This window comes from Paenibacillus pseudetheri, assembly GCF_924513355.1.
GTDB classification, from domain to species: domain Bacteria; phylum Bacillota; class Bacilli; order Paenibacillales; family Paenibacillaceae; genus Paenibacillus_AQ; species Paenibacillus_AQ pseudetheri.
Map to the genome: position 1 here is coordinate 144,105 of NZ_CAKMAB010000014.1, position 11,103 is coordinate 155,207.

Consider the following 11,103-nt stretch of genomic DNA (forward strand, 5'->3'; position numbering starts at 1 on the left):
GCTTCACCAAAAAGGAGATAAAATTCTATGTTTAAAACAATCGCAATAAATCAAAATGATGTGAAATTGACGATATTTAGTTCTGAGGAAAAAAGTTTTATGGTGACTGCAACCTTAGTTGAAAAAGCAGGACATGCAATCTTAATAAATGCGAAATTTACTCAATCCGATTCGAAAGAAATTGTTGATTACCTAAATGAAAATAACTTATCTTTAGATAAAATTTTTATTATTCATGGAGATCCGGACTACTATTTTGGGTTAGAAAGTATTAATGCGGCGTATCCAGAAGCCATTGCGTATGCCACAGAATCTACTGTTGAACATATTGTTCATTCTGTCTTAGGTAAATTAAAAGTTTGGAAAGATGCACTCGGAGAAAACGCGCCAAGTAATGTTGTATTGCCTCAAGTATTTGCAGAAAAAACTATTGACTTTCAAGGTTTAACATTTGAACTTGTGGGTTTAGATAATTACAGAACTAGCTTATTTAACAGAGAATTGAAATTATTGATTGGTGGCATTGAAATATTCAACGAAATACATGTTTTCTTAGCAGATACTAGCTCAAAAGAAGCAATGGAAGCTTGGATTGAGAACTTGAAAGTGTTACAAGGGTTAAATGCTAACATAATCGTACCAAGCCATGGTTCAATAGAAAAATCCTTAGATAATCAAGCCCTTATTGCAACTATCAATTATCTAAAAACTGCAATTAAAGCTTCTGAAGAAAGTAAAACTTCTACGGATTTTGTGGCAAAACTTGAAGCAGCATATCCAGGCTATGCAAATAAAGGCGTATTAGAATTAAGTGCAAAAGTTGTAACGAAAGAAATTCCTTGGGGGTAATGTTATGAATATTTATCAAAAATTATTACATGAAACGTATGTATTAACCGGTGAAGGAAAATTGGATGCCTTCAAAATGTATTTAAGTGATAATGTATCTTGGACAGAAGCTGCTGGATTTCCTTATGCGGGTACTTATGTAGGTCCAGATGAAGTAGTGAAAAACGTACATGAACGCCTTGGAACCGAATGGGATGGCTATTCTGCAAAAGATGAAATCTATGCGTTTAATAATAACACTGTTATCGTCTACGGAAAATATAGTGGGACGTATAAAGCAACAGGAAAATCATTTATAGCAGACTTTTGCCATCTATATGAATTTGATGAGAATGATAAGGTTAAAAAATTTATTCAAATCGTGGACAGCGCAACTGTCAATAATGCATTAAGTTCAAATTAGTTGTTTGTAACTTAACTTGTATACGGGGTAGCGGCAGGATAACCGCATTTTCCTGACGCTACCCCTTCGCTATCAAGCTAAGGTTTTACACTACCCATAAAGCAAAAGGACGTTATCCTTTCTATAGAATTTTTGGAAAGGATGGCGTTTCTTTATGAATCTTTCGATTCTTGACGAACTTCCGGTAAAGATGCACGCTGCAACTGAGGATAAAGATATCACGATGAGACAAATTCATCGAACATACGGTTCAACCGTTGGTGTGAACAGAGTGATAAGATTGACCACGAAGCTGTTAAAAGTGGATGAAAACGATGCGTAATTGGAAAAATGAGAGCATCAACTACCATCGCTGCCCAAGTTAGCGAGAGTTTTTATCGTTTTGTAGTTTGTTTTGTTCCATATGTCATCAAGCGCCAAAGCCTTTCTAAGGGTCCCATGGAAAAAAACTTGAACCAGATGGTGCTAAAAATGATTTGAATCATATAAATCAGAACTGCGATGTAGAGAATATCTTTTGGTGAAACGACTTCGAGACCTATAATTGAAATGATTGCCGTCCCTATAATGCTTTGTGCTACATAATTTGTAAATGCCATTTGACCCACCCGTGATATGGGTGTCAGGAATTTCATGGTTTTTTTATTTTCTAATAGTAGAAATAATGTTGTTAAGTAGAACAAAGTGGTTGGGAGAGATCCTAAGCTCGTAACTGAATCAACATTGCTGCTTCCGCTTTGAGAAGCGTTCCAAATCCATAGTGAGAAACCAACGAACAAAAGAAATGATGCCAATTGAATCCATCTAATTGGTTTTGATAATTCTTGTATATGTGTCAGCCAACCTGACTTTGCAGTTAAAAAACCACCTAAAAACATAATAAAAATTAACATAGCGTCATTAGAAAAAACATCAAGGATAGATGAGATTGCTCCTAGAGATGGTAAAAATATTTTTACCATCAAGGAAATGATGTAAATGGATGTCATACCAATAAGCCACTTTTTAAGTGTAGAAACAGTTGTGTGATAAAAAGGGATCAGAAACAATCCGATAATGGCGCCTAGAAGTCAGTATAAGTTGCGAACCTTACATTAAATTGATGCCAACATTACAGGATCCTTAAATATGATAAAATGTTCCAACTCCAGTTGAATTAGAATCAGTTTTATGGTTAATATGAATATTAAATAATTATGGGGTGTGAACTAGAAATGTCAGCATATACTCAACCAATCTTTGTGGCAGCGATCTTTTTTGTTGTTTTAGCATTTGCCTTATTTATCCCATGGCTCATATATACCTATAGAAAATACAATTATCTGCCGCTTTCTACCACGTTAATTTCATTTTCGTTTATCTTTTACTTTTTAGCAGCTTTATTTTTAGTATTGTTGCCGTTGCCAGAAATACGCAATACTTGCTCGCTACAAAAACCGGGTACACAACATTATTCGCTTATGCCATTTCAATTTATAGTGAATACCTTTGGGAATAGCGGTATCGTTTTATCACAGCCTGCAACTTATAGACTGTTATTTAGCCAACCCTCATTCTATCAAGCGTTTTTTAATTTCTTGCTATTATTACCTTTTGGTGTTTATTTGCGATACTTTTTTCAAGACAAGAAACACTGGAAGAAAGCTCTAGGCATCACGTTCTTGTTAACATTATTTTATGAGATAACACAGGTAACCGGTATTTACGGGATTTATAATTGCCCTTATCGCATTTTTGATGTGGATGATTTATTGTTGAATACATCTGGCGGGGTACTGGGTTTCTTTATTGCACCAGCTGTGTTAGCGTTATTCCCATCCAGAAAGAAAATTAATGAGAAAGCTGAAAGATTATTAGCTCTTGATGAAGTAAGAGGGATGTCTGTGTTGCTGGCTGTTATGATTGATATATTTATCAGCAATATGGTAGTTAAAGTTGTGTTAAGTATGACCAACGTGAATATGGTTAGTGAATTTATTGCAACGACAATTACGCTTTTTGTAACACTTTTTATGATTCCATGGATTTGGAACGGATCGACAATCGGTACGAAAATTATGCGCTATCGCTATGACAGTAAAGAAAGTCGTGTGGAAACAAACAAGCGATTATTTAAACGTTTTGGTGCGATTTACGCGATATACTTCACAACGGTTATTGCGAATATTTTGAATAACGTGGAACTATCCATGGATTCTCCATTTTATAAGGCATCTATATTCTTAACGCTAGGTGCTGGATTGACCATTGTCATTTTAACGATCGTGTTGTTCATCCATGTGATGTTAGTCGTATTTGGCAAACAAAAACGCCGCTTTTACTTTGATGAAGCTTCTGATTTATATACAACCAGAAAAAAATGAATTCTTTTCAATCGTAAAGGGGTACTCCGTAGTCTTAAATGGCTACTGGGTACCCCTTTTTGTGGATTTAAGCTTATTGTAAGGTTGGCATGAATTTGCTGTAAGGTTCGCAGCCTATAGTATAAGTATCAGCAAATTATGAGGTGAAATGAATGGAACCATTATTAAAAGTAGAAAACATAAAAAAAGTATACGGGAAGTTAAGTGCTGCTTACACAGCATTAGAAAACGTGTCTTTTGACATTCATGAAGGTGAGTTTGTAGGGATTATGGGACCTTCCGGAGCAGGAAAATCAACCTTGCTAAATTTGTTAGCAACCATTGATTCTCCAACTGAAGGGAAGATTTATATGAAGAACAAGAGTATTCATGATATGAAGGAAGCAGCCTTGTCAGACTTCAGACGTGAACATCTCGGCTTCATCTTCCAAGATTACAATTTACTCGATTCCTTGACTGTAAAGGAGAACATATTACTTCCTCTGGCGATTGCTAAAATTCCAGCGAAGAAAATCAATCACCTCGTGACTCAGATTTCTAAAGTATTTGGGATTGAAGATTTACTGGCAAAATATCCTTACCAAATCTCTGGTGGCCAAAAACAAAGAACCGCTGCGGCTAGAGCGCTCGTGACAGAGCCTGCACTGATTTTGGCTGATGAACCAACAGGTGCGCTTGACTCCAAATCAGCAACAGATTTATTGGAAAGCTTAAGTACTTTAAATGAAAATAACAATTCGACCATTATGATGGTGACCCATGATGCCTTTGCCGCAAGCTTCTGCCGCCGGATTATTTTCATCAAGGATGGTTCATTTTCAACAGAAATCTATCGTCGTGATCAGACACGCAAAGCCTTCTTCCAAGAGATCTTAGATGTTCATGCGGCCATTGGGGGTGAGGCAGATGACATTATTTAGTCTGGCAAGAAAAAATATAGCACGAAACTTCTCTCAATATTTTTTATACATTGCATCGATGGTGTTTAGTATCATCATTTACTTTACATTTGTGACCTTAAAATATAGTGATACGATAGCAGAACAGACGGCTTCATCCCAAAAACTTGGTTCACTAATGAGTGGAGCGGCAGTCATTCTTATCTTTTTCGTGTTCATATTTATAGCTTATTCCAATTCATTTTTTATGAAAAAACGTAAAAAAGAAGTCGCACTGTATGCGTTGCTAGGGGTACGTAATCGTCAAATAGGTTTTATGCTCTTTTTTGAAAATCTCTTATTAGGATTATTCTCTTTAGTAGTAGGAATTGTACTTGGGTTCCTATGTTCAAAAGGATTTATGACGATTTTGATTCATTTAATGGGTTATGACGTTGTAGCACCCTTTACATTTTCAGCGGCGGCAGCGATGAACACTGGTATCGTATTTCTGGTTATTTTCTTAGTGACATCGTTTCAAGGCTACCGTTTGATCTATCAATTTAAGCTGATTGATTTATTTCATGCTTCCAAAAAGGGAGAAGTGGCGCCTAAACCATCAATGATAGTAGCTGTTCTTGGAGTGTTACTCATTGTCTTGGGCTATTGGCTCGCAATGCAGGACCTTTTCACTTCTAAGGTATGGGAAAAAATCGGATTTCTAATGACCGTATTAATTATTTTAACAACGGTTATTATGGGTACATTTTTATTGTTCCACAGTGTGACTGGCTTTGTGTTAGCGATGATTAAGAAAAATGAAAAGTGGCTGTGGAAAGGCCTTCATGTAATAACCATTTCGCAACTGCTCTATCGTATCCGTGGAAATGCACGTACATTAACTGTGATTGCCGTGTTGAGTGCTACGACAGTAACTGCCGGTGGAGCGGTCTACGGCCTTTATTACAATACGAATGACTCGGCAAAAACGATTAATCCGAATACCTTTATGTATCAATCAACAGATGCAGAAATGGATAAACAAGTGAGTGCTGTACTATTAAATACAAAATACGATGAAAATATCGAAGCACTATCCATTACGTTTCATACGAAAGAATTAAACTCGCCATCAACATTCGATAGTTCTGATAAAAGAAGCTATACAGTTATCGATGAAAAAACATACAACCAATTAGCAAGTTTACAACATAAAGAAAAATTAAATATAAAGGATGATCACGCGGTTATTTTAGATATTGGATATGATAAAAGGTTCTCACCTATATATACAGGGAAAACTATAACAACGGGAAACGGCCATCCACTCACATTCCAAAGCTTTAAAATGCAAACTGTATTGAATGCAGGCACAGCAGGTATAACAGTGGTAGTCGCGGATGACCAGTATAAAGTATTGCAAAAGGATGGGGAAGTGCTGCGCTATCGTGTTCTTGGGGTAGAGGATGCCTCTGTAGATTTATCTCAAAAAATTGCAAATCAATTACCTGAAGAAGCGCTATTTTCAAGTGGTCCACAAGATTACCAAACAAGTTTGGAAGGTGTGGGTTCTCTACTGTTTATCGGAAGTTTCCTTGGTCTAGTATTTCTGGCTGCTACAGGCAGTATCATTTATTTTAAGGTTTTAACAGAGGCAGAAGAGGATAAATCACAGTACAATATGCTTCATAAAATGGGTGTCAGTGCAAAAGAAATGCGAAAATCCATTGCGTCACAGGTATTCGTTATCTTTGTTGTACCGCTTGTAGTAGGGTTATTGCATAGTGTAGTGGCTTTAAAAGCATTCTCTAGTCTACTGATGATAGATTTAGCAAAACCTGTGTTGCTCTGGATGATTGCTTATACCGTAATTTACGGGTTGTATTATTTCTTAACCGTAGCTTCTTACAATCGTATTATCACATTAAATAATAGAACAGAAGGATGATTGAGATGAAAAAATTTCTAATTACTATTGGTATTTTGTTTGTTATTGGAGTTGTAGGGGTCTTTGCTATAGCCAAGATTGATTTCAATCGCTTCAATGCCGAAAATTACTACTTACAAATCACAGAGGATGGGGAACCCCATGAATATAAACTGAGCGATGGTTCAGTCATGACCTCTTATTCTTATATACTAGAGGCTACAAATGCCAAAGGTAATACAATACCACTGGAATTTAATGCACAAAAAAATCTTCGTAAAGGCGCCTACTTGAAAATGTATGTAAAAAAAGGTGATCAAGTATCCTCATACGATGAAGTGAAATTAGAGGATATTCCACTAAAGGCACTAAAAAACTAATAGATTGAAGAAGGGCTGTCTCCAATAAAGTAAGTGGAGAACAGCCCTTTTCTATGCCTAATGAGTAAGTAAGGCATTTGTATTATAAAAGTATAGTAATGGTGGTACCGGTATTTTCAACGCTCGTCAAATCGAGTTTCCCCTCATGAGCCCAAATAATGTCTCTTGCGATGGCCATTCCTAACCCAGTACCATGTTTGCTCGTTGTGTTTGTACCCCGATAGTAGCGTTCGAAAACCTGTTCCAGATCTTTAGCCGGAATACCCTGGCCATTATCAGAAATTGTAATTTGGGTATGCGGATTAATGGTTTCCACTCGAATCTTCACCACGACATTTTCATCGTTATGCACCAGCGCGTTGTAGATAAAGTTAAGGAGCGCTCGTTTTAGTAACTTTTTATCTACTTTATGTACGGCTTTAACCACATTTGCCTCAAACTCTATCTGCCTTTCACCAAAGGTCGGGTCATTTAAAAGTTCAATCGTCATTTCTCGTAGAAACTGAACGAGATTCACCTCTTCAAATTGCAGGGATAGCTGGTGATTACGCAAACGCATCGTTAAATTGAGGTCATCTAACAAATCTTTCATATACATCGATTTACTCTTGATAATTGATGTGTATTCCTGTAATTCTTGGGCTGTTAAATCTGTGGCACTGTCGTTTATAAATTCTGCATAACCTTGAATAGAAGCAAGTGGTGTTTTCATGTCATGAGAAACATTGCTAATCCATTCCTCACGCATTTTGTCGAGATGCTTACGTTCCTCTTCATGTCGATCGAGCTTTTCAGATAGTTCATTCATATTACGAAAAACATCTTCATAAACGCCTTTGGGAGTAGGCATTTTCTTAAAACGTCGTTCCCTGAGCTGATGAATGCCCTCTATTAATGTATGAAGGGGTGCAGTTAACTTTTTCCCAAATAAAAACCCAATGATGATTACAATAAGCACATCAATGATTAAAAAAATGGAAAGAAAAACATTAACATCTTTGAAAATTTTAGCGTAGTCATAGGTCATTACGTAGCGGCCTATTTTAGGATTTTTAATCCCTAAAAAGTAACTGAAATTTTGGGCTTTGCTGATAAAAACCGTCGTGCTTGCATCTAATTCTTTATATTTATACATTTGTACAATCTCAATAGGGGAATACGCTGTTTGTAATTCTCCAGGAGTATAAAATGCTGCTACTTGCTGCCCATGATTATTCAAGAATTGAACCCAGGCGCTCATTTCTTGTAGTTTGTTGAGACCTTCTTCGTTCACAACAGGTTTGCCCGCATGCAGTTCTACATATTGTGAAAAGGTCCGGCTAAAGGTTTCGGCAGATGCTTCTTCAGTGCCAAAATTATTATTATTTACCTTTATAAAGAATAGGGAAAGGAACAAAATCGCGTTTACAATACCGACGATTACAACAATAGTCATAACCGATCTTAAAAAACGGAGTGTCAATTTCCATTTCAACTTGTCTCACCCCTTGGCATGTAATTTATAACCTAACCCTTTCACCGTCAAGATATAGGCGGGCTTTGAAGGGTCTGCCTCAATTTTTTCGCGTAAGCGCCGAATATGTACCATCACTGTATTATCGGAACCAAAAAAATCTTCACCCCATACCTGTTCAAACAAGGTTTCTTTGCTTATGATCTGATTCGGATGATGCATGAAACAGCTCATTAAACCGACTTCTTTGGCGGTAAGCACAAGGGGTTCGCCATTCTTTTTTAATTCTGTCTCATTGGTACTAAGCTCAAAGGGGCCAACTTGTAAACTTTTCGGAGCCCTTTTTTCCTCTGTAAAGCCAGCTCTTCTCAGTTGTGCCTTTACCCGATAAGCGACTTCTTTTGGACTGAATGGTTTAGTAATATAATCATCGCCACCTATCGCCAGTCCTAACAGCTTATTAATTTCCTCATCTTTTGCAGACATAAATAAGATCGGTGCATTTGATGTTTCCCGTATTTTTCTGCATAAGTCATATCCTTCTCCATCTGGTAGCATAATATCTAGCAAGATAAGCTCAGGATTATACTCCTGAAACTTGTCCCATCCCTCTGCGACGGTCCCGGCAGTTACAACGTCTGCAATACCTTCTTTATGTAACACTGCCTTCATCAGACGAGCTAAATCATCTTCATCGTCTATGATTAATACCCATTTATGACTTGCCATTTGTTTCCCTCCAAATCCGTCTTTATGTACATTATTACATTATAAAGGACTCTTTATTTCTTGCGCAAAAAAATCGCAAAAGAAAGGCTTGCATGAAGATGGGTATTACTTAGACGAACATAGCAAAGCAATATTCGGTGATTTATTAAAATTCATTCTAGATATAGCCAAATCAGGTAAGGAGGAGAAATTGTTACGCCCCCTGCCTTCCATGGCATTGATCTGCACTGTATATGGCCCTTTGAAGATGTTCGCTAAAATGATGGAAGAAGGTGAGTTACTGTATTCGCTTGAGCTCGAAGAAGAACTTGCAGACAGCTTTTGGAATGCCATTAGATTGCAGTGAGTCTGCTGATTTTCCGACTAAGGAGCATTAGGTTCCTTTGTCACTACGTTCAGAATGAAAATTCATTCCGAGAAATGAAAGGAAGGTATTAAGTGAAAAACAGCCCTGGGCGTTGATTACAGCATATTCCTGATGATTCGGTATAACGAGCTTGAAGGGGATGTTGGATCAAGAATTGAGTGGCATCACGTTATATGGTTGGTGTAGTATTGTCTGCTGCCTTTATTCTAGGAGGCACCTGCGCCGCGTTGATTCCTTCGGGCGTAATGACACTTATACAGGTAGCATTCGTATTAATCATTGCACTATTATTACTAAGTGTAGCGGCCATGCCAGTGTTCTTGACTGCATTAAAGCAGCTTGCTAGCAAATTAAATGGTTCAAGCAATGATGCTACATCAAAGAATGTAGTTGACAAATCGAGTCATATTTAGACGGCAGTAAAATTTAATAATACATGCGTATTACGTATGCTGAGAACAATAGAAAGAATCTTCGGGGACCTTTGTGGTCCCTTGTTTCACCATATCAGAAAGTATATAATTATCGACTATACCTTACAACTTTATTACGCTATAATCAACGTAAAGTCACCAGATGACCTAAGAGTAGGATGATTTTAATAGATTAAAAAAAATTAGCTTTAGGTATGCCAAAACGTATTTTGTTATTGAAATAGGTTGTTTATATTGTTTATGATATTATTAAAGGTGTTAATTAAATCTAGAGTAGGTAGATTATGAGTCTAAATGACAACGTATTAATTAAAATTCGTGAGATGCGAGAGAGTTTTACACCAGTTGAACGATTGGTCGGAGATTACATTTTAGAAAATACGGAAGAGATCCCTCATTTGTCGATTAAGGAATTGGCTCAATCGAGTAAGACAAGCGATGCATCTGTCCTTCGTTTCTGTAAGACGATGGGTTACAGCGGATACCGCAATTTTATTGTGAGTATATCGGCATCTTTGGGTTCTCGTGATGAGGATTCAAAGGCTCAATATACAGATATTCAGCCAGGTGATGATCTCTCGACAATTATATCAAATATTTCATTGAATAATTGCAAGTCCATTGAGGATACGCTTAGTGTTATTGATCGAAAAGAAATTACAAGAGCTGTAGAATTACTATGTCATAGTAAGCGAATTGTTTTCTTTGGAATAGGTGCTTCGGGACTCGTTTGTATGGACGGGGAACAGAAGTTCTCGCGAATTAATAAGATGTGTCATGCCTATACAGATGGTCATAGTCAGCTCACGGCAGCAACTTTACTTGAGAAAGATGATGTTGCCATTTTCATTTCTAACTCTGGAGCAACTAGTGATATTATTGATGCACTGGAAATTGCCCAAAAGAATAGAGCGAAATGTATTGCGATTACGAAGTACAATAAAAGTGAGCTTGCGGAGCGGGCGGATATTGTACTGAGCATATCCACACCTGAAATAACAATCCGCAGTGGGGCTATGGGCTCGCGTATTGCGATGCTTACGATCATCGACATATTATTTGCTGGTGTCGCAAGTGCAGAATATGAAGAAGTAAAAACCTACTTAACAAAAACGCATAATATATTAAAGAAAAAACTTAGAAATTAGGTTTTGATAGAATGAATGTGGAGGAAAGCATTGATCATGGATCAATGCTTTCTTTTTTTGGTACGCCCAGCATGGGCGTCATCTTTAGGGTGAAAGTCCCGAACGGGGGCTGGCGAGCGCCTACCGTTAGCCAAGGGCAAGGGTGTCCACCGTGAGGTGGAATCTGAAGGAA

At 37.3% G+C, this 11,103-nt stretch carries 12 protein-coding genes and 1 pseudogene; 10 read left to right on the top strand and 3 right to left on the bottom strand.

Annotation, left to right across the window (positions count from 1 at the left end; translation table 11 throughout):
- The first annotated feature begins 27 nt into the window (after positions 1-27).
- The 3 genes from L1028_RS15100 to L1028_RS15110 all read left to right on the top strand — a co-directional run bounded on the left by L1028_RS15100 (position 28) and on the right by L1028_RS15110 (position 1,574).
- Complete coding sequence (locus L1028_RS15100) at positions 28-849, top strand: MBL fold metallo-hydrolase (RefSeq protein ID WP_234535159.1); 822 nt, start codon at positions 28-30, stop codon at positions 847-849.
- Between the two features lie 4 nt (positions 850-853).
- Positions 854-1,252, top strand: coding sequence for a nuclear transport factor 2 family protein (locus tag L1028_RS15105; protein ID WP_234535161.1), 399 nt, complete (start codon positions 854-856; stop codon positions 1,250-1,252).
- A gap of 154 nt (positions 1,253-1,406) precedes the next feature.
- Positions 1,407-1,574, top strand: a complete 168-nt coding sequence (locus L1028_RS15110) for a hypothetical protein (protein ID WP_234535163.1) — start codon at positions 1,407-1,409, stop codon at positions 1,572-1,574.
- A 52-nt stretch (positions 1,575-1,626) separates the two neighbouring features.
- Here the strand turns inward: L1028_RS15110 and L1028_RS15115 are convergent, their stop codons facing one another.
- The gene (locus tag L1028_RS15115) at positions 1,627-2,241 is read right to left on the bottom strand and encodes a DUF418 domain-containing protein (protein ID WP_234535165.1); all 615 of its coding nucleotides are present in this window, start codon (positions 2,239-2,241) and stop codon (positions 1,627-1,629) included.
- A gap of 225 nt (positions 2,242-2,466) precedes the next feature.
- Here L1028_RS15115 and L1028_RS15120 point away from each other — a divergent pair, with 225 nt between their 5' ends.
- The 4 genes from L1028_RS15120 (at position 2,467) to L1028_RS15135 (ending at position 6,800) form a co-directional block, all read left to right on the top strand.
- The gene (locus L1028_RS15120; RefSeq protein ID WP_234535167.1) at positions 2,467-3,615 is read left to right on the top strand and encodes a VanZ family protein; all 1,149 of its coding nucleotides are present in this window, start codon (positions 2,467-2,469) and stop codon (positions 3,613-3,615) included.
- A 152-nt stretch (positions 3,616-3,767) separates the two neighbouring features.
- The gene (locus L1028_RS15125; RefSeq protein WP_234535168.1) at positions 3,768-4,535 is read left to right on the top strand and encodes an ABC transporter ATP-binding protein; all 768 of its coding nucleotides are present in this window, start codon (positions 3,768-3,770) and stop codon (positions 4,533-4,535) included.
- Positions 4,522-6,441: an ABC transporter permease gene (locus tag L1028_RS15130; RefSeq protein WP_234535170.1), complete on the top strand. Its 1,920-nt coding sequence runs from the start codon at positions 4,522-4,524 to the stop codon at positions 6,439-6,441. Before L1028_RS15125 ends, L1028_RS15130 begins: the two co-directional genes overlap by 14 nt.
- 5 nt (positions 6,442-6,446) lie before the next feature.
- On the top strand, positions 6,447-6,800 hold the full coding sequence (locus tag L1028_RS15135; RefSeq protein WP_234535173.1) for a YxeA family protein: 354 nt from the start codon (positions 6,447-6,449) through the stop codon (positions 6,798-6,800).
- A gap of 82 nt (positions 6,801-6,882) precedes the next feature.
- Here the strand turns inward: L1028_RS15135 and L1028_RS15140 are convergent, their stop codons facing one another.
- Positions 6,883-8,235, bottom strand: coding sequence for a sensor histidine kinase (locus L1028_RS15140; RefSeq protein ID WP_234535174.1), 1,353 nt, complete (start codon positions 8,233-8,235; stop codon positions 6,883-6,885).
- 45 nt (positions 8,236-8,280) lie between these two features.
- Complete coding sequence (locus L1028_RS15145) at positions 8,281-8,982, bottom strand: response regulator transcription factor (protein ID WP_234535176.1); 702 nt, start codon at positions 8,980-8,982, stop codon at positions 8,281-8,283.
- Between the two features lie 88 nt (positions 8,983-9,070).
- On the opposite strand from L1028_RS15145, the gene L1028_RS15150 reads away from it, so the two are divergent.
- The 3 genes and pseudogenes from L1028_RS15150 to L1028_RS15160 all read left to right on the top strand — a co-directional run bounded on the left by L1028_RS15150 (position 9,071) and on the right by L1028_RS15160 (position 10,931).
- Positions 9,071-9,328 carry a TetR family transcriptional regulator C-terminal domain-containing protein gene (locus tag L1028_RS15150; RefSeq protein WP_234535178.1) on the top strand — a complete coding sequence of 86 codons (258 nt, stop codon included), beginning with the start codon at positions 9,071-9,073 and terminating at the stop codon, positions 9,326-9,328.
- A 102-nt stretch (positions 9,329-9,430) separates the two neighbouring features.
- A pseudogene (locus L1028_RS15155) lies at positions 9,431-9,762 on the top strand (MMPL family transporter); the annotation flags it as partial.
- Between the two features lie 305 nt (positions 9,763-10,067).
- Positions 10,068-10,931, top strand: a complete 864-nt coding sequence (locus L1028_RS15160) for a MurR/RpiR family transcriptional regulator (protein ID WP_060622962.1) — start codon at positions 10,068-10,070, stop codon at positions 10,929-10,931.
- Positions 10,932-11,103: the final 172 nt, after the last annotated feature.

Excerpts from the sequence above, each read along its gene's own strand:
- L1028_RS15135 (WP_234535173.1), top strand. The coding sequence starts at position 6,447 with ATGAAAAAATTTCTAATTACTATTGGTATTTTGTTTGTTATTGGAGTT.
- L1028_RS15160 (WP_060622962.1), top strand. The coding sequence starts at position 10,068 with ATGAGTCTAAATGACAACGTATTAATTAAAATTCGTGAGATGCGAGAG.
- L1028_RS15105 (WP_234535161.1), top strand. The coding sequence starts at position 854 with ATGAATATTTATCAAAAATTATTACATGAAACGTATGTATTAACCGGT.
- L1028_RS15120 (WP_234535167.1), top strand. The coding sequence starts at position 2,467 with ATGTCAGCATATACTCAACCAATCTTTGTGGCAGCGATCTTTTTTGTT.
- L1028_RS15145 (WP_234535176.1), bottom strand. The coding sequence starts at position 8,982 with ATGGCAAGTCATAAATGGGTATTAATCATAGACGATGAAGATGATTTA.
- L1028_RS15130 (WP_234535170.1), top strand. The coding sequence starts at position 4,522 with ATGACATTATTTAGTCTGGCAAGAAAAAATATAGCACGAAACTTCTCT.
- L1028_RS15100 (WP_234535159.1), top strand. The coding sequence starts at position 28 with ATGTTTAAAACAATCGCAATAAATCAAAATGATGTGAAATTGACGATA.
- L1028_RS15110 (WP_234535163.1), top strand. The coding sequence starts at position 1,407 with ATGAATCTTTCGATTCTTGACGAACTTCCGGTAAAGATGCACGCTGCA.
- L1028_RS15125 (WP_234535168.1), top strand. The coding sequence starts at position 3,768 with ATGGAACCATTATTAAAAGTAGAAAACATAAAAAAAGTATACGGGAAG.
- L1028_RS15115 (WP_234535165.1), bottom strand. The coding sequence starts at position 2,241 with ATGACATCCATTTACATCATTTCCTTGATGGTAAAAATATTTTTACCA.
- L1028_RS15140 (WP_234535174.1), bottom strand. The coding sequence starts at position 8,235 with ATGACTATTGTTGTAATCGTCGGTATTGTAAACGCGATTTTGTTCCTT.